The 18,280-nt window shown below is 73.5% G+C and carries 11 protein-coding genes; 4 read left to right on the top strand and 7 right to left on the bottom strand.

What is annotated here, in order from left to right:
* Positions 1-96 precede the first annotated feature (96 nt).
* From gltB to QOL15_RS09075, 4 genes are all read left to right on the top strand, one after another.
* Complete coding sequence (gltB, locus tag QOL15_RS09090; protein WP_139197251.1) at positions 97-4,704, top strand: glutamate synthase large subunit; 4,608 nt, start codon at positions 97-99, stop codon at positions 4,702-4,704.
* A complete protein-coding gene (locus tag QOL15_RS09085) occupies positions 4,697-6,154 on the top strand; it encodes a glutamate synthase subunit beta (RefSeq protein WP_071245406.1) in 1,458 nt (485 codons plus the stop codon). The genes gltB and QOL15_RS09085 overlap by 8 nt, the downstream gene beginning before the upstream one ends.
* A gap of 139 nt (positions 6,155-6,293) precedes the next feature.
* The gene (gene pyk / locus QOL15_RS09080; RefSeq protein ID WP_065959125.1) at positions 6,294-7,739 is read left to right on the top strand and encodes a pyruvate kinase; all 1,446 of its coding nucleotides are present in this window, start codon (positions 6,294-6,296) and stop codon (positions 7,737-7,739) included.
* A 405-nt stretch (positions 7,740-8,144) separates the two neighbouring features.
* The gene (locus QOL15_RS09075) at positions 8,145-9,242 is read left to right on the top strand and encodes a VIT1/CCC1 transporter family protein (RefSeq protein WP_071245404.1); all 1,098 of its coding nucleotides are present in this window, start codon (positions 8,145-8,147) and stop codon (positions 9,240-9,242) included.
* A 177-nt stretch (positions 9,243-9,419) separates the two neighbouring features.
* On the opposite strand, the gene QOL15_RS09070 is transcribed toward QOL15_RS09075, so the two are convergent.
* From QOL15_RS09070 to QOL15_RS09040, 7 genes are read right to left on the bottom strand one after another with little or no spacing between them, the layout of a single operon-like run.
* On the bottom strand, positions 9,420-9,959 hold the full coding sequence (locus QOL15_RS09070) for an HdeD family acid-resistance protein (RefSeq protein WP_139197249.1): 540 nt from the start codon (positions 9,957-9,959) through the stop codon (positions 9,420-9,422).
* Between the two features lie 29 nt (positions 9,960-9,988).
* A complete protein-coding gene (locus tag QOL15_RS09065) occupies positions 9,989-10,606 on the bottom strand; it encodes a hypothetical protein (protein WP_071245400.1) in 618 nt (205 codons plus the stop codon).
* A complete protein-coding gene (gene eccCa / locus QOL15_RS09060) occupies positions 10,603-14,553 on the bottom strand; it encodes a type VII secretion protein EccCa (RefSeq protein ID WP_071245398.1) in 3,951 nt (1,316 codons plus the stop codon). Before eccCa ends, QOL15_RS09065 begins: the two co-directional genes overlap by 4 nt.
* Complete coding sequence (locus tag QOL15_RS09055) at positions 14,550-15,404, bottom strand: hypothetical protein (protein ID WP_065959117.1); 855 nt, start codon at positions 15,402-15,404, stop codon at positions 14,550-14,552. Before QOL15_RS09055 ends, eccCa begins: the two co-directional genes overlap by 4 nt.
* Entirely contained in the window at positions 15,404-16,732 is a 1,329-nt protein-coding gene (locus QOL15_RS09050) for an EsaB/YukD family protein (RefSeq protein ID WP_065959115.1), read from the bottom strand. The genes QOL15_RS09055 and QOL15_RS09050 overlap by 1 nt, the downstream gene beginning before the upstream one ends.
* Positions 16,729-17,106 carry a hypothetical protein gene (locus QOL15_RS09045; protein WP_071245397.1) on the bottom strand — a complete coding sequence of 126 codons (378 nt, stop codon included), beginning with the start codon at positions 17,104-17,106 and terminating at the stop codon, positions 16,729-16,731. Before QOL15_RS09045 ends, QOL15_RS09050 begins: the two co-directional genes overlap by 4 nt.
* On the bottom strand, positions 17,099-18,169 hold the full coding sequence (locus tag QOL15_RS09040; RefSeq protein WP_071245396.1) for an FHA domain-containing protein: 1,071 nt from the start codon (positions 18,167-18,169) through the stop codon (positions 17,099-17,101). The genes QOL15_RS09045 and QOL15_RS09040 overlap by 8 nt, the downstream gene beginning before the upstream one ends.
* Positions 18,170-18,280: the final 111 nt, after the last annotated feature.

Raw genomic sequence — 18,280 nt, 5'->3', positions numbered from 1 at the left:
AGCGTCGCGCACGGGCACCTGTCCCGCCCGCTCGGGCGGAACGCACCACCGGGCCACCGACGTCCCTGTTCCACTTCCTCGTGAGGACGGTTCCCCATGGCGCTCCAGCCACACACTGCCCCCCGGTCGACCGGCGCGCTCCTGCCGCCGCACCGACGCTTCTCGGCCGTGCCCGACGCCGTCGGCGCGTACGACCCGGCGAACGAGAAGGACGCCTGCGGGCTCGCGATGGTCGCGACGCTCCGCGGCACGGCCGGACACGACATCGTCGACGCCGCCCTCGGCGCCCTGCGCAACCTCGAGCACCGCGGTGCGGTCGGGTCCGACGCGGGCACCGGCGACGGCGCCGGCATCCTGTGCCAGGTGCCGGACGCCTTCCTGCGCGACGAGGTCGACTTCGCGCTGCCCGCCGCGGGGGAGTACGCCGTCGGCACCGCCTACCTGCCCGTCGACGACGACGCCCGGCACGCGGTGCAGGGCGCCGTCGAACGGATGGCACGCGAGGAGGGCCTCAAGGTCCTCGGTTGGCGTCCGGTCCCGGTTCGTCCGGAGGTGCTCGGCACCCTGGCGCGCGCCGCGATGCCCGCCTTCGAGCAGCTCTTCGTCGCGTCGATGCGGCACGACGCGCACGGGGCCGCCTGGAGCGGCATCGCCCTCGACCGCCAGGCCTTCCGGCTCCGCAAGCGCGCCGAGCGCGACACCGAGGTGTTCTTCCCGTCGCTGTCGAGCCGGACCATGGTCTACAAGGGCATGGTCACGACGCTCCAGCTCGAGCCGTTCTACCCCGACCTGAGCGACGAGCGCTTCGCCTCGAAGCTCGCGATCGTGCACTCGCGGTACTCGACGAACACCTTCCCGTCGTGGCCGCTCGCGCAGCCGTTCCGCACCCTCGCGCACAACGGCGAGATCAACACCGTCCGCGGCAACCGCAACTGGATGCGCGCGCGGCAGTCGCAGCTCGAGAGCGAACTGCTCGGCGACGTCGCACCGCTGCTGCCCGTCGTCAGCCCCGGCGCGAGTGACTCCGCCTCGTTCGACGAGACCCTCGAGCTGCTCACGCTGTCCGGCCGCTCGCTGCCGCACGCGGTGTCGATGATGGTGCCCGAGGCGTGGGAGAACCAGGTCGGGATGGACCCGGACCTCCGGGCGTTCTACGAGTACCACTCGATGCTCATGGAGCCGTGGGACGGCCCGGCCGCGATCACGTTCACCGACGGGTCGATCGTCGGCGCGACGCTCGACCGCAACGGCCTCCGTCCCGGGCGCTTCCTCGTCACCGACGACGGGCTCATCGTGATGGGCTCCGAGACGGGCGTCATCGACGTGCCGCCGGGCAAGGTCGTGCGCAAGGGCCGGCTGCGGCCGGGTCGGATGTTCGTCGTGGACACCGAGGCAGGCCGCATCATCGAGGACGACGAGGTCAAGCGCGGCCTCGCGGCCTCCGGTCCCTGGGCGCAGTGGCTCGACGAGGGCCGGATCAACCTGTCCGACCTGCCCGACCGCGAGCACATCGTGCACACCCCGGCCTCGGTGACGCGGCGGCAGCGTGCCTTCGGCTACACCGAGGAAGAGGTCCGGATCCTGCTCCGCCCGATGGCGCAGACCGGTGCCGAGCCGCTCGGTGCGATGGGTTCGGACACCCCGATCGCGGTGCTCTCCACCCGCCCGCGCCTGCTGTTCGACTACTTCACGCAGCAGTTCGCGCAGGTGACGAACCCGCCGCTCGACTCGATCCGCGAGCAGGTCGTCACCTCGATGGGCATGGGCCTCGGGCCGGAGCGCAACCTCCTGGACGCCGGACCCGAGCACGCGAAGCAGATCGTCCTCGACTTCCCGGTCATCGACAACGACGAGCTCGCGAAGATCCAGCACTTCGAGACCGCGTCCGGCCGCGACCTGACCGTGACGATCCGGGGTCTGTACCGCGTCGACGCGGGCAAGAAGGCGATGCAGAAGCGCATCGCCGCGGTGTGCGACGAGGTCGACGCCGCGATCGAGTCGGGCAAGCAGTTCATCGTGCTGTCCGACCGCGACGGCAACGCCGAGCAGGCACCCGTCCCGAGCCTGCTGCTGCTCGCCGCGGTGCACCACCACCTCATCCGCACCGAGCAGCGCATGAAGGTCGGGCTCATCGTCGAGGCCGGCGATGTGCGCGAGGTCCACCACGTCGCGACCCTGATCGGGTACGGCGCCTCGGCGATCAACCCGTACCTCGCGATGGAGACGTGCGAGAACCTCGTGCGCTCGGGCATGATCACCGGCATCACCCCGGAGCAGGCCGTCAAGAACGTCATCAAGGCGCTCGGCAAGGGCGTCCTGAAGATCATGTCGAAGATGGGCATCTCGACGGTGTCGAGCTACGCCGGTGCGCAGGCGTTCGAGGCCGTCGGGCTCAGCCAGGAGTTCGTCGACCGGTACTTCACCGGCACGTCGTCGATCCTCGGCGGTGTCGGCATCGAGGTCATCGCGAAGGAGAACGCCGAGCGGCACGCCCAGGCGTACCCGCAGGACGGCGCGGTGCTCTCCCACGAGCGGCTGCAGACCGGCGGCGAGTACCAGTGGCGCCGCGAAGGGCCGCCGCACCTGTTCAACCCGGACACCGTCTTCCGGCTCCAGCACGCCACGCGTGCCCGCCGGTACGACGTCTTCCGCGAGTACTCCAAGGCGGTCGACGACCAGTCCGAGGAGCTCATGACCCTCCGCGGGCTGTTCCGCTTCCGGCACGGCGTCCGCGAGCCGATCGCGCTCGAGGACGTCGAGCCGATCGAGTCCATCGTCAAGCGGTTCAACACCGGTGCGATGTCCTACGGGTCCATCTCGAAGGAGGCCCACGAGACCCTCGCGATCGCGATGAACCGCCTCGGCGGCCGGTCGAACACGGGTGAGGGCGGCGAGGACGTCGAGCGGCTGCTCGACCCCGAGCGCCGCAGCGCGATCAAGCAGGTCGCCTCCGGACGGTTCGGCGTCACGAGCATGTACCTGACGCACGCCACCGACATCCAGCTGAAGATGGCGCAGGGCGCGAAGCCGGGCGAGGGCGGCCAGCTCCCGCCGACGAAGGTGTACCCGTGGGTCGCCCGCACCCGGCACGCGACCGCGGGCGTCGGGCTGATCTCGCCGCCGCCGCACCACGACATCTACTCGATCGAGGACCTCAAGCAGCTGATCTTCGACGTCAAGCGGGCGAACCCGTCGGCGCGCGTCCACGTCAAGCTCGTGAGCCAGTCCGGGATCGGCGCGGTCGCCGCGGGGGTGACGAAGGCGCTGGCCGACGTCGTGCTCGTGTCCGGCCACGACGGCGGGACCGGTGCGTCGCCGCTGAACTCGTTGAAGCACGCGGGCACCCCGTGGGAGATCGGCCTCGCCGAGACGCAGCAGACGCTCATGCTCAACGGCATGCGCGACCGCGTCGTCGTGCAGGTGGACGGGCAGATGAAGACCGGCCGGGACGTCGTCGTCGCCGCGCTGCTCGGGGCCGAGGAGTACGGCTTCGCCACCGCGCCGCTCGTCGTCGAGGGCTGCATCCTCATGCGGGTCTGCCACCTCGACACGTGTCCGGTCGGCGTCGCGACGCAGAACCCGGAGCTCCGCAAGCGCTTCACCGGCCAGGCCGACCACGTCGTGAACTTCTTCGAGTTCGTCGCGCAGGAGGTCCGGGAGATCCTGGCCGAGCTCGGGTTCCGCACCCTCGACGAGGCGATCGGCCAGGTCGACGCGCTCGACACCGACCGCGCTGTCGAGCACTGGAAGGCATCCGGCCTCGACCTGGCACCGGTCCTGCACGGGCCCGAGTTCGGCCGCCACGAGCCGCGCCGCCACCTGCGCGACCAGGACCACGAGCTCGACGAGCACTTCGACGTCCAGCTCGTGCAGCAGACCGCCGACGTCCTCGAGCACGGCGGGTCGGTCGCGCTCGACCTCCCGATCCGGAACACCGAGCGCGCGGTCGGCACCATGCTCGGCCACGAGGTCACGCTCCGCCACGGCGAGCACGGGCTCCCGGCCGGGTCGATCGACATCACGCTGCGTGGTTCGGCCGGGCAGTCGCTCGGCGCGTTCCTGCCGGCCGGGATCACCCTGCGCCTGGTCGGGGACAGCAACGACTACGTCGGCAAGGGCCTGTCCGGCGGGTCGATCACGGTGCGCCCCGACTCCGAGTCGGCGTTCGAGGCGTCCGAGAACGTCATCGCCGGCAACGTCATCGGCTACGGCGCGACCCAGGGCAGCATGTTCATCCGCGGCATCGTCGGTGAACGCTTCCTGGTCCGGAACTCCGGTGCGACCGCGGTCGTCGAGGGCGTGGGCGACCACGCGCTCGAGTACATGACCGGGGGCCTGGCGCTCATCCTCGGCGAGACCGGCCGGAACCTCGGCGCGGGCATGTCCGGCGGCACCGCGTACGTGCGGGACCTCCGGCGTGAGCACGTGAACACCGACGCGCTGGCGAGCGGTGAGCTGCGGCTCGAGGAGCTCGACAGCGCCGACGTCGAGATCGTCACCGACCTGCTCCGTCGGCACCACGCCGAGACCGGGTCGACCGTCGCGGCCGACCTGCTCGACTCGGGCGACCTGAGCGGCTTCACGAAGGTGCTGCCGCGGGACTACGCGGCCGTGCTCGCGACCCGTCAGCAGGCCGTCGACGAGGGCCTCGACCCGGACGGCGACGTCGTCTGGAACCGCATCCTGGAGGTGACCCGTGGCTGACCCCAAGGGCTTCTTGAAGGTGCAGGAGCGCGAGCTCCCGCCCCGCCGACCCGTCCCCGTGCGGCTCATGGACTGGAAGGAGGTCTACGAGCAGCAGGAGTCCGGTGCCCTGAAGCGCCAGGCCGGCCGGTGCATGGACTGCGGCGTGCCGTTCTGCCACCAGGGCTGCCCGCTCGGCAACCTCATCCCGGAGTGGAACGACCTGACGTGGCGCGGCGAGGGCCGCCAGGCGATCGAACGCCTGCACGCGACGAACAACTTCCCGGAGTTCACCGGCAAGCTGTGCCCGGCTCCGTGCGAGGCGTCGTGCGTGCTCGGCATCAACCAGCCCCCCGTGACGATCAAGCAGGTCGAGGCGTCGATCATCGACGACGCGTTCAAGAACGGCTGGGTGACGCCGCACCCGCCCGAGCGCCTGACCGGGAAGACCGTGGCCGTCGTCGGGTCCGGTCCCGCCGGGCTCGCCGCCGCGCAGCAGCTCACCCGCGCCGGGCACACCGTCGCGGTCTACGAGCGCGACGACCGGATCGGCGGGCTGCTCCGCTACGGCATCCCGGACTTCAAGATGGAGAAGCGCCAGATCGACGCGCGCCTCGCCCAGATGCAGGCCGAGGGCACCCGCTTCCGCGCGGGCGTCGAGATCGGTGTCGACATCACCTGGGACGACCTGAAGTCCCGCTACGACGCGATCGTCGTCGCCACCGGCGCCACGGTCCCGCGCGAGCTGCCGATCCCGGGCCGCGACCTGGCCGGCGTGCACTTCGCGATGGACTACCTCGTCCAGCAGAACAAGACGAACGCGGGCACGACGGTCGACAACCAGGTGACCGCCGAGGGCAAGCACGTCGTCGTCATCGGCGGTGGCGACACCGGCGCCGACTGCATCGGTACGGCCCACCGCCAGGGCGCGCTCAGCGTGACGAACCTGGCGATCGGCAAGCAGCCGCCGCTCGAGCGTCCCGACGACCAGCCGTGGCCGATGTTCCCGACGGTGTTCGAGGTCTCGAGTGCGCACGAAGAGGGCGGCGAACGTCACTACCTCGCGTCCACGGTCGAGTTCCTCGGCAACGCCGCCGGCGAGGTCCGGGCACTCCGCGTGGCCGAGACCGCGTACGTCGACGGCCGGCGTGTGCCGAAGTCGGGCACCGAGCGCGAGATCCCCGCGGACCTCGTGCTCATCGCGATGGGCTTCACCGGCCCGGACACCGAGACGCTCGAGCCGCAGCTCGGTCTCCCGGTGACCGCCGCCGGTGCCGTCGCCCGGCAGGCCGACTACTCCACGAACGAGCCGGGTGTGTTCGTCGCCGGCGACGCCGGTCGTGGTCAGTCGCTCATCGTCTGGGCGATCGCCGAGGGCCGGGCCGCCGCGGCCAAGGTGGACGAGTACCTCGAGGGCTCGACCATCCTCCCGGCGCCGGTCAAGGCGACCGACCGTGCGATCAGCATCTGACGCCGTGGACACCTCGACGACGCACGACCGTCAGTGACCAGCAGGCCACCGGCACTCGATAGGGTGCAGGTGGCCTGCTCGCGTTCCGCGCGGCCCCACAGCGCGGAAACCAGCACCATCAACCACACGAAGGAATCCATTGAGACGCGCAAAGATCGTTTCGACGCTCGGACCCGCCACGTCGGAGTACGAGACCGTCAAGGAGATCATCGAAGCGGGCGTCGACGTCGCCCGACTCAACCTCAGCCACGGTGACTACAGCGTGCACGAGGCCAACTACGCGAACGTGCGCCGCGCCGCCGAGGAGCTCGGCAAGCCGGTCGCGATCCTCGTCGACCTGCAGGGCCCGAAGATCCGCCTCGCGAAGTTCGCCGACGGCCCGCACGAACTCGCGGTCGGTGACGTCTTCACGATCACGACCGAGGACGTCCCCGGGTCGAAGGAGATCTGCGGCACGACGTTCAAGGGGCTGCCCCAGGACGTCAAGCCCGGCGACCCGCTCCTCATCGACGACGGTCGGGTGCGCCTCCGCGTGCTCGACACCGACGGCGTCCGCGTGCGCACCGAGGTCGTCGTCCCCGGTACGGTCTCGAACAACAAGGGCATCAACCTGCCCGGCGTCGCCGTCAACGTCCCCGCGCTGAGCGAGAAGGACGAGGCCGACCTGCGCTGGGCGATCCGCCAGGGGGCCGACCTCATCGCGCTGTCGTTCGTGCGCAACGCCGCCGACGTCGACCGCGCGCACGAGATCATGGACGAGGAGGGCAAGCGCCTCCCCGTCATCGCCAAGGTCGAGAAGCCGCAGGCCGTCGACGCGCTCGAGGAGATCATCGACGCGTTCGACAGCATCATGGTCGCCCGCGGTGACCTCGGTGTGGAGCTGCCGCTCGAGGCCGTCCCGATCGTGCAGAAGCGCGCGGTCGAGCTCTCCCGCCGCATGGCGAAGCCGGTCATCGTCGCGACGCAGATGCTCGAGTCGATGATCTCCTCGCCGATCCCGACCCGCGCCGAGACGTCCGACGTCGCGAACGCGGTGCTCGACGGCGCGGACGCGGTCATGCTCTCCGGCGAGACCAGCGTCGGCGAGTACCCGGTGCAGACCGTCCGCACCATGGCCCGCATCGTCGAGTCGACCGAGGACCACGGCCTCGAGCGCATCGCGCCGCTCGGCACCAAGCCGCGCACCCTCGGCGGCGCGATCACGCTCGCCGCGGTCGAGATCGCCGAGTTCACCGAGGCGTCGTACCTCTGCGTGTTCACCGAGTCGGGCGACTCCGCACGCCGCATGTCGCGACTGCGCCACGGCCTGCCGATCATCGCCTTCACGCCGAACGAGGCCACCCGCCGGCGGATGGCGCTCACGTGGGGTGTCCGCTCGTTCCTGGTCGACCGGAAGACGCACACCGACGAGCTGTTCTCGCAGGTCGACGACGTGCTGCTCGCGAACGGCCTGGCCGCCCCCGGCGACCGCGTCATCGTCACCGCCGGGTCGCCTCCCGGACTCGAGGGCTCGACGAACGACCTCCGCGTGCACCGCGTCGGCGATGCGCACGCCGAGGCCGCTCCGGCCTACGTCCGGAGCTGACGCCCGGTCACCACGCCACGGGGCGCGGACGGGAGGCACGGCGCAGCACGCGCACGTCGCCTCCGGTCCGCGCCCTTCCGCGTCCCCGTCGAGCCCGCCGCCGTCCGTCCCTGTTCCGTCCGGCTCCCGCGAAAGCGACAGTTCGCCGCCTCGGCATGGCCTTGTCTCCCGCGAAAGCGACAGTTCGCCACCGATGGTTCCCGGCGAACTGTCGCTTTCGCGACAGGGACCGAGCACGGCGACCGTGACCTGTCGCTTTCGCGACAGGGACCGAGCACGGCGACCGTGACCTGTCGCTCTCGCGACAGGGACCGAGCACGGCGACCGTGACCTGTCGCTTTCGCGACGGGGACCGTCGCGTCCCACGGCACCGGTGGTGACCCGACGCCGCCGCGAGCGGGCAGGATGGCCGGTGTGAGCCTCCAGGACGACACCCGCTCTGCACCCACCGCAGCCGACGTGCGCCGGTGGCGCCGCTACCTCGCCGACGAGCGGGCGGAGGCGGCCGTGTACCGGAACCTCGCCGCGCGGCGCGACGGCGAGGAGCGCGAGATCCTCGCCGCCCTGGCCGAGACCGAGGGGCGGCACGAGCAGCACTGGGTCGACCTGCTCGGCGCCGAGGCCGGTCGGCCGCTGCGCGGGAGCCTGCGCACCCGCGTACTTGCCGCCCTGGCGAAGCGGTTCGGGTCGGTGTTCGTGCTCGCGCTCATGCAGAACACCGAGGACCGCTCGCCCTACGCCGACGACGACGACGCCACCGCCCGGATGGCCGCCGACGAGCGCATCCACGGCGAGGTCGTCCGCGGCCTCGCGAACCGCGGGCGGATGCGACTGTCCGGCACGTTCCGCGCGGCGGTGTTCGGCGCCAACGACGGCCTCGTGTCGAACCTGGCGCTCATCATCGGGATCAGCGCCTCCGGGGCGGACCGCCACTTCGTGCTGCTCAGCGGCATCGCCGGTCTGCTCGCGGGCGCGCTGTCGATGGGTGCGGGGGAGTACGTCTCGGTGCGGTCGCAGCGGGAACTGCTCGACGCCTCCGCACCGCACCCCGATGCCGGCGACGCGGTCGCGCACCTCGACGTCGACGCGAACGAGCTCGCCCTCGTGTACCGGGCGCGCGGGATGCCGGAGGAGCAGGCGGAGGCGCACGCGGCGGACGTGCTCGCTGGGCTCACCGGCGGAGCGTCGACCGGTCCGGTGCGGACGTCCGAGGACCACGAGGCGGTCGGGACCGGGACGAGCGCGGCGCTGTCGAGCTTCTGCTTCTTCGCCTCGGGCGCGGTGATCCCGGTGCTGCCGTACCTGTTCGGCCTCGAGGGGTGGCCCGCGATCGCGGTCGCCGCGGTGCTGGTCGGGATCGCGTTGCTCGGCACGGGCGCCGTGGTCGGGGTGCTCAGTGGCGCGTCGCCGCTCCGCCGGGCGCTGCGGCAGCTCGGGATCGGCTTCGGTGCGGCGGTCGTGACGTACCTGCTCGGGCTGCTGTTCGGGACCGGCGCGGCCTGACCTGCGCGGCGTGACCGGCGCGGGGTGCCCGAGGCTCCGGACCGGCGGTCGGGAGGCGCGTGGCGGACTGGTGTCGCGCCTCCCGTCGGTGACGGGGCGGCGGTCGGGAGGCGCGTGGCGGGCTGGTGCCGTGCCTCCCGTCCACGCGGTGCGTGCCGGGCGGCCGGTCCGCCGTCGTCAGCGGCGGGCCGCGGCCCGCGGTGGCAGCAGGAGCAGCGTCGCGGCGCCCACGACCACGAGGGCGGTCCCGGCCACGACGACGAACACGCTGAGCGCGACACCCGGTGCCGCGAGCACCGCGACGCCGCACAGCAGGGACAGGACCCCGCTCACGGTGGTCGGCAGCCGCGACGAGCCGGGGTGCCCCACCACCGCGCCGACGAGCGACGCCACGCCCTCGACGAGGAACGCGATCCCCGCGAGGACGGCGTAGGCGACGAGCGGCACGAACGGGTCGAGGAGCGTCACGAGGCCCGCCAGTCCGACGACCCCGCCGACGACGCCCGTCGTCCACCGCCAGACCGGTGCCGTCCCGTGCCCGCGTGCGGCCGCGAAGACGCGCATCGCTCCGGCCACGACGAGGTACACGCCGAAGAGCAGCGCGACGACCACGAGGGTGGGCCGCGGCCAGGTGATCGCGACGACCCCGAGCACGAGGGCCACCACGGCGGCGGTGACGACGAAGGCCCGGAACGTCCGGACGGCACGGGTGTCCACGTGGGGCTCCTCCTGCTCGTGACGGCGGTTCAGACGGTACCCGCGGGACCGCCCCGGCGTTGCGTCGCGAGCAACCCGACCGTGCGGCGGTCGAACTCGGCGAGGGCCCGTCGGGTGCTCGCCGTCAGGCGTGAGGACGGGATGCGGCCGCCGACCGCGAGCGCCGGGTCGGCCGGCAGTCGCAGCACCGCGGCGTGGTGGTGCCGCGCGCGGAACGCCTCGACCGCGCTCCCGCGGAGGGCATCACCGGTCGCGGCGCTGACGACGACGACGATCCGTGTCGCCGCGGTCAGGCCCGACCGTCGCGCCGCGGCCTCGACCAGGAGGTCGGCATCGGCGAGACCCACGGCGTTCGCCGGCGCGACGACCACGAGCAGGTCCGACGGGGACGTGAGCGCGTCGAGCCCGCCCCGCATCGCGTGCGGGCCGGCGTCGTGCACCGCGACGGTGTCGTCCACGGCCGAGACGTCGTCGCCGTTGGGCAGGCGGAGGCCGAGGTCACCGCCGGAGTGGTCGTACAGCACCGGTGCTCCGACGGTCGACGCCCGCCGGAGCGCCTCGAACAGCAGGGCGGCGACGGTGGTCGTGCCGACGCCGCCGGCCGTGCCGGCGACGACGATGCGGACCGGGACGGGCGCGGTCGTCATGCCTCGCCCCCGGTCCGGTCGGGGGCACCGAAGTGCGCGACCTGGGCGATGAACGCGCGTTCACCGCGGCGGAGCATGCGTCCGCGGCCCGGGGTCATCGGCTCGGCGTACACCTGGGGCGCGATCTGCCCCTCGCTCCGTTCGCCGGACATGAGGAACGTGCTGCCGCCGGTGTCGCGCAGCGCCTGGAGCGTGAGGTCGAACAACGCCCGCTGGAGTCCCGCGACCGGACGGGCGACGAGGACGTGCAGCCGCAGGTCCCGGGCGGACGGGAGGTACGGCAGGAGCGGCTCCAACGGCTGCGTGCCGCCGCTGGCGAGGATGTCGAAGTCGTCGACCACGACCACGATCCGCGGACCGGCGCTGCGGTCGCTCGAGGCCTGCCGCTTCGCGAGTTCCTCAGCGATGGCGGCGGCGAGGGACCGCGCCTCGAGCGCGCTGGTCGCCTGGCCGCCCAGGTAGTCGTCCGGGCAGACGTCCGTCAGGCCGCCGCGGCTGTCCATCACCGCGACGACGAGTTCGTCGGGGGCGTGGCGGTCGACCAGACCCTCGACGACACCGCGCAGCAGCGTGGTCTTGCCGGAGCGCGAGTCGCCGAAGACGAGCAGGTGCTGGTCGCGGTCCGCGAGCTCGAGGAACGCCGGCTGCATGGTGTCCTGCCGGAGGCCGAACGGCACGCGGTCGGGCTCCTCGAACGGGTCCGGGAGGTCGGACGGCTCGTAGTCGCTGGGGAGCAGGCGGATCGGCGCGGCACCGGGCCCGCTCCAGCTCGCCGCCGCCCGGCGGGCGAGGGCCTCGAGCGCGTCGGCGACCTCGTCGTCCTCGACGTCCTCCATCACCGGCAGGGCGAGCTGCACGAAGCGACGCTCCTCGGTGATCGCCCGGCCGCGCTGGTCCGGGCGGATCGTCTGGGACAGCTTGCGCTCGACGACCGAGTCGGCGGGGTCGTTCAGTCGGAGTTCCACACGGGTGCCGACGAGCGGTTGGACGGCCATGCGCAGCTCGTTCCACCGGGTCAGTGTGACCACGACGTGCACGCCGAGACCGGAGCCGCGTTGCAGCAGTTCCGCGATCATCGGCTCGAACCGTTCGTACTCGTCCCGCACGGCGCCGTACCCGTCGACGAGCAGGACGACCTCCGCGCTCGGGAGCTCCGGCAGGTCACCGTCGGCGTGTCGGGCACGGAGGGCGTCGAGCGAGTCGACGCCGTGCACGCGGAACACCCGCTCGCGGGTCGCGAGCATGAGCTGCAGCTCCTCGAGGAGCCGCTGCATCGTGGCCGGGTCGGCGCGGGTCGCGACGCCGCCGACGTGCGGGAAGCCCTCGATGCGCGCCAGGCCGCTGCCGGTCAGGTCGAGCCCGTAGATGCTCACCTGCTGCGGGGTCGTCGTCAGGGCCGTCGCGGCGGCGACCGACCGGAGCATCGTCGACCGGCCGGACTGCGGAGCCCCGATGACCGCCGCGTGGCCGCCCGCACGGGTCAGGTCGAGGGACCAGGGACGCTGCGCCTGGTCGGACGGGTCGTCGAGCAACCCGAGCGGGATCCGCAGTGCCGGGGTGCCCTCGACCCGCTCGGTCACGACACGGGAAAGTGCCAACCGGCCGGGCAGGGGCGGCAACCAGATCGGTCGCGTCGTCCGGTCGGCGTCGAGCAGGCGCTCGACGGCCTCGTCGACGAGCGCGCGGCCGGTCTGCGGTCGGCGCAGCTCCGGCTCGGCGGCGGACCGCGACGGGTCCTGCTCCGCGGCGAGCGTGTTGAAGACGGGCAGGAGGACCGGCTCGGGGCGTGTCGACGCCTCGGTCCGCGCGGCGCTCGCCTCGACCGGGCCGGACACGTACCCGGCACGGAACCGACGGTAGACGGACGTGTCGACCTTGAGGTAGCCGTAGCCCGGGATCGCGGGGAGGTGGAAGGCGTCCGGGCGGTCGAGGATGGTCGAGCTCTCGGCCTCGGAGAACGTCCGGAGCCCGAGCCGGTACGACAGGTAGGTGTCGAGGCCGCGGAGACGACCGGCCTCGATGCGCTGGCTCGACAGCAACAGGTGCACGCCGATCGAGCGACCGATGCGGCCGATCGTCATGAGCAGCTCGATGAACTCGGGCTCGGCGGTGAGCAGTTCGCCGAACTCGTCGATCACGAGGAGCAGGTGCGGGAGCGGGGCGAGGTCGGGACGCTGGGTGCGGAGCTCCCGGTAGTGCGTGATCGACGGCGCGTTGTCGGCGTCGCGGAGCACCCGCTGGCGTCGGACCACCTCGCCGGCGATCGACGCGCGGGCACGTTCGATGAGCCCGGCGTCGTCCTCGAGGTTGTCGATGATGCCCGCGACGTGCGGCAACCCGGCGAACGGGGCGAACGCGGCACCGCCCTTGTAGTCGACGAGCACCATGCTGAGGTCCTCGGGCGAGTGCGACAGCGCCAGCCCCAGGACGAGCGTGCGGAGCATCTCCGACTTGCCGGAGCCCGTGGCCCCGATGCAGATGCCGTGCGGCCCCATCCCGAGCTGCGCCGACTCCTTGAGGTCGAGCAGCACCGGGGCGCCGAAGTCGTCCAGCCCGATCGGGACGCGGAGGAAATCGCGGGGCGACCGCGGCAGCCAGACCTGCTCGGGCGAGACCTCGGTGACGTCCTCGATGCCGAGGAGCTCGGCGATCCCGATGCCCTCGGTGGACTCCGCGGCGTCCTGCGCGGTCAGGCTGAGCCGGAGCGGGGCGAGTTCGCGTGCGAGCGTCTCGAAGGTCGACGCCGGGACACGGTCGGTGCGGAAGCGCGTCTCGACGACCTCGCCGTCGGCCTCGCGCCGGGCGTCGGTGACGGTCGCCACCTCGTCGTCGACGACCACGCGCACCGTGACGTCCGACGGCTCGTGCAGGCGGTCGGACAGCAGGTGCACGGTCGTGACCTGCAGGTCGGCGAGCCCGAGGTCGGCGTCGGGTACCGGCAGGTCGGAGGCGACGTGCCCGTGGTCGTCGACGAACACGACGAGCCGGGAGTTCTCGGCCTGGTCGCTCGTTCCGGCGCTGCGCTTCGCGGTCGCCGCGAACTGCGCCCGGTCCGCGAGCTCGCCGCCGACGACACCGAGCAGGGCGGGCACGTCCGGAGCGATGCGGCGCGCGGGCACGTCGCCGTCGAGCAGTTCGTCGTCGACCGCGTGCGGCAGGAGGTCGAAGCCGCGCCAGTCGTCGGCGACCCCCGCCGGGTGCACGAGGGCGAGGTGCAAGTCCTCGGGGGAGTGGAACGCTGCGAGCTGCGCGATCATGCCGCGGGCCACCTCGAGGACCCGGGCGCGGTCGCCGATCACGGCGACGTGCCCGGCCCGGTCGAGGTCGACCGTGACCGGCATGCCCGCGACCGTGGCGTAGTGCCGGACCACGGTGCTCGCCTCGTCGAGCATGATCGGGTCGAACGGTTGCACGGGGTTGTCGTCGTCGGGCAGCACGAGGTCGAACCACCGTACGTCCCCGAGCCCGGTGCGGACCCGCAGGAAGTCGTCGTGGCCGCGGCGGCGCTCCCACAGCCGTGCCGGGTCGCGGACCACCTCGACCAGGGCGTCGGGTTCGGGGTTGAGCACGGTCGCCTTCGCCCGGACCTCGCGCGCCCGCGCCCGCATCTCGGTGCGGGTCCGTTCGAGGAAGTCGAGGTAGCGCTCACGCTGGGACCGTCGGGTCCTGGCCTGGTTGCCGCGCTGCGAGAGCGCCATGCCGACGCCGCCGACCAGTGCGACGACGAGGACCACGGCGCCGATCACCATGAACACCGGGTTCGCGTTCCGGAGCACCACGATCATCACGATCGAGGACAGCGAGCCGACGACCGGCAGCAGCGTCTGGATGGGGATGCCGCCGACGGGCCCCTCCGGGAGCGCGGGCGGGGGAGCGAGGTGCTCGGTCGGCTCCTCGCGGAGCGGTCGGCTCACGCGCGTCGGGCGGTGGACGAGGCGACGGGTCATCGTGCGGTCCTCCCGGGTGTGAGCAGCGCGGCGGCGAGGCGGACGTGGGCGGTGCGGGTCGCGACGGTGAGGTCGCGGCTGGACCGCGGCACGTCGCTGCGGCGCGCACGGTCCGTCGGCACCGCGAACACCGTGCCCGGCGGCCAGCGGACGGCGTCGACGGCCTGCGACCCACCACCGCCGAGGTCGACGGCCGCGACCACGACGACCGGGGCGTGCTCGAGCGACCGCACGGCCTCGACCACGGCGACCGCGCGCTCGAGCGACACCCGCTCGCTCCGGGCGACCAGGCAGACCGCGTGACTGGCGTACGCCACCGCGGTGAGGTCGACGCCCGGCGGCCGGACGCCCCAGTCGGTGCACACCACGTCGAAGAAGCGCGTCACGGGCGCGACGGCATCGGCCCACGCCGACTCGGTCGCCTGGCGCGGCGGCGCACCCTGCTCGTCGTCGACCGGCGTCGGACGGACGTCGAGCGCGTACAGCCCGGATCCGGCGCGGACGAGCCCCGCGGTGGCGTCGGCGGTGCTGACCGGGTCGAGGCGGCGGGGGTCCGTCCCCTGCGCGGCCGTGTCGGGCAGCCCGGCGTGCCACAGCATCGACCGCCCGCCGGCCGCCGCGTCGACCCCGAGGACCGGTCCCGAGCGGCGGTGCGCGACGAGGTTCGCGACGAGGGCGGCCGTGGTGGACGCGCCGACACCGCCGGTGAGCTGGACGAAGCCGACCCGTCGGCTGAGCGCCAGGGGCGCCCGGACCGCGCGGTCGGCGTCCCGCAGCACGCTGGTCCGCGCTGCGGTGGCTCCGAACACGGCCGCCGGCGCAGAGCGGACGAGCGAACCGAGCGCGCCCATCAGAACGCCCCGAGGAGCTGCTCGTAGACGCCGAACACGCCGAGCAGGAGCGGGACGAGCGCGACGACCGAGAGCGTCTCGAGCACGTTGCCGAGCCGTCGGAGGGATGCACGCTGGTGTCGCGCCGGGGTGACGAGCACGAGCAGGGCGACGACCACCGCGAGCCCCGTCAGCACCGCGGTGCCGAGGACACCGTCGGTCCCGTGCAGGTGCCGGGATACGCCGACCACGACGCCGGGCAGGACCGCGGCCCAGAGCGCTCCGACCTGGGTCGCGAGGGGGAACGCCCTGGTGCGGAGGACGGTCACGAGGACGAGCGCCACCCCCAGCCACGGTGCCCAGGGTCCCGGTCCGCCCGCCACACCGACGAGTGCGATCCCGAGCGTCGACGCGACGGCGAACGTCGACCAGGTGAGCGTCCGGTAGGCGCGGTCGACGGTGGTCAGCACCGTGCTGCGCTGTGCCAGGCGGCCGGCGATCACCTGGTCGTCGAGGCCGGTGAGCCCGGAGAGGGACATCGCGTACCAGGGGACCAGTCCGACCACGACGACGGCTGCCGTGGCGAGGACGCCCGCGCCCTCGGCCGCGGTCATCGGTGTCAGGGCGAGGAACGTCGCGGCACCCGCGCCGACGACGCCAACGGCGGAGCCGAGCGCGGCCGACGCGGAGCGGCGCCCGAGCCCGGCGACCAGGAACAACGCGAGCCAGACGAGCGTCGCGACCGGCGCGGCGAGGGCGGGTGTCACCGAGCCGGACGGACCGGAGGAGGTGAGCAGCGCCTCCAGGTCGGCTGCCGCGGGCACGGCGAGACCGAGGGCCGCGCCGAGCAGCGTCCACGCGACCGTGCGGGCGCCGGCGAGGGCGATCCCGGTGCCGCCGAGCACGCAGACCAGCCAGGCGACCGCCGGGACGGCCCCGAGCCCGGGAGCGCCGAGCGCGGTGGTGCCGGCGGCGAGGGTCAGCGCGCCGGTCCCGACGGCGCCGACGAGGAGCCGAGCCCGGGCGTCCCAGAGCCCGGCCCGCGCCCCGAGCGCGTCGCTCACGGCGTCCGTGACGTCACTGACCTCGGGCGGCGGCGGTGCCTCGTCGAGGCGGAGCAGCCGGAGCACCTCGCCGTCGAGCACGCCCTGCTCGGCGGCGGTCGCGGTGGTGTCGAGCTGTTCGCCGGTCGCGCGCAGGAGGGTCAGCGGTCGCGCCACCGGGGCGACGCGCTCGTCGAGCAGCTCCACGAGGCGGGGGACGAGCGAGCCGAGGGTCTCGTCGCTCGGGATGACGAGCGTCGCGCGGCGCGTGGCACCGACGACGGTGAGGCGCGTGAAGTCGGTCACCGGTCTCCTCCCGACGTGGCGGGACCGACGGGGGCGGCGGACCCTGTGGCTGCGGCCGCCCCAACGGCTTCGGCGGACGCCGCGCTCCCGTGGGACGTGGCCGCTCCGGCGGCCCTCGCCGGGGTCGCGGGGCTCGACGGCACCGTCGTCGTCGCACCCCCGACCTGCCCGTCGCGGATGGCGCCGAGGACGAAGGCGGTCCCCACGCAGCCCGCGCAGACCACGGCCGCGAGGACCACGCTCCCGATGAGCCGCCGGACGTTGTCGTTCACGGATCGGCGCTCGTCGAGCCCACCGATGAGGAACGCACCGCGCAGCCGCACCCGGTGGGTCCGGACGGACTCGAGCAGGATCGTGTCGTCGTTGTCAGGCACGTGCCGTCGTCTCCTCGTGGTCGGGTCGCGGGACCGCGGGCACGGCCCGGGTGCCGGCGGTCACGGTGTAGGTGCGCTCACCGAGCTCGACCCGCCACCCCAGGGCCGCAGCGGTGCGCTGCCCGGGGACGAGCGGTTGCACGGTCCCCTCGGGTGACGTGATGGTCGTGCCGTTCGTGGTGTGCAGGTCGGTCACCCAGAGCAGCTCGTCGGCCCACTCGAGCACCGCGTGGTTCCGGGACAGGGTCCGCGCGATGTCCGGGAGCGCCAGCACCGTCACGTCCGGGGCGTCGGACTCGGGTCGCCGACCCACCAGGACGGTGCCCCGGACGACGATCGCGTCCCCGGTGCCGGGGACGAGCCGGACGTCGAGCAGGCGGGCGGTGTCCCGACCGCCACGACGACTGCTCCCGGCCGAACCCTGTCCGATGGTGTCCGGCTGTCCGGCGGCGTGCGTCGCGGTCCCCGCCGGCGGTCGCGTCCGAGCGGCGCGGCGCCCCTCGGCCGGCCCCGTCGCGACGGGTACGACCGCCGATCCGAGCTCCTGACGGTCCAGCGGGACCCGCGCCGGGGTGAGCGGGTCGCGCCCACGCCGCAGGTCGGCGGTGATGGTGGCGGGAGCCGACCACGGGACGAGCGCACCGCGGACGGCCGTGAGCGGTGCCGGTGGGAGTGCGGTGAGGACGTCGACACGGCGGGCTCGGCACACCGCGAGCCCGACGGTGCGTCCCGACCGGGCCGTCGCGACGAGCTGCGCGACGAGCACCAGGACCGCCGTGGCGACGCCCCAGGCGGTGCGCGTGGCCGGCTCCGCGGACGGCGCGGCCAGCGCCACGGCGACGGCCGGGAGGACCGTGGCCAGGACGTCGACGAGGACCGCTGTCCGCCGTCGGGTCGCGTTCGCGGGCACGACCCCCGTGAGCAGACCGGCTGCGGTCGACGTCGCGGCACCGCCTGCGGCGGCGACCTGCGGGGCGCCGCACCGCGTGCAGAACCGCTCACCGGACGCGAGGATGCGGGAACACCGTGCACAGCTCAACGAGCCGACGAGCGCGCTCGGCATCGGTTCCTCCCCGTGGATCCGCGTGGTTGCAGGCGTCCGACGTTAGCAGTCCGGCCGCGCGCAGGGCCGGCCCCGAGGGCGTCCGCGGTCCGGCCGGACCGCGGACGCCCT

Source organism: Curtobacterium sp. MCBA15_012, from assembly GCF_001864935.2.
Classification (GTDB): Bacteria; Actinomycetota; Actinomycetes; order Actinomycetales; family Microbacteriaceae; genus Curtobacterium.
Note: the sequence above shows the minus strand (reverse complement) of the source record. Positions and strands in the feature narration are given on the sequence as shown.

What these genes read in the sequence shown, in the direction of transcription:
- QOL15_RS09075 (WP_071245404.1), top strand. Translation starts at nt 8,145, where the DNA reads ATGGCCGGTGTGAGCCTCCAGGACGACACCCGCTCTGCACCCACCGCA.
- QOL15_RS09055 (WP_065959117.1), bottom strand. Translation starts at nt 15,404, where the DNA reads ATGGGCGCGCTCGGTTCGCTCGTCCGCTCTGCGCCGGCGGCCGTGTTC.
- gltB (WP_139197251.1), top strand. Translation starts at nt 97, where the DNA reads ATGGCGCTCCAGCCACACACTGCCCCCCGGTCGACCGGCGCGCTCCTG.
- QOL15_RS09065 (WP_071245400.1), bottom strand. Translation starts at nt 10,606, where the DNA reads ATGACGACCGCGCCCGTCCCGGTCCGCATCGTCGTCGCCGGCACGGCC.
- QOL15_RS09040 (WP_071245396.1), bottom strand. Translation starts at nt 18,169, where the DNA reads ATGCCGAGCGCGCTCGTCGGCTCGTTGAGCTGTGCACGGTGTTCCCGC.
- eccCa (WP_071245398.1), bottom strand. Translation starts at nt 14,553, where the DNA reads ATGACCCGTCGCCTCGTCCACCGCCCGACGCGCGTGAGCCGACCGCTC.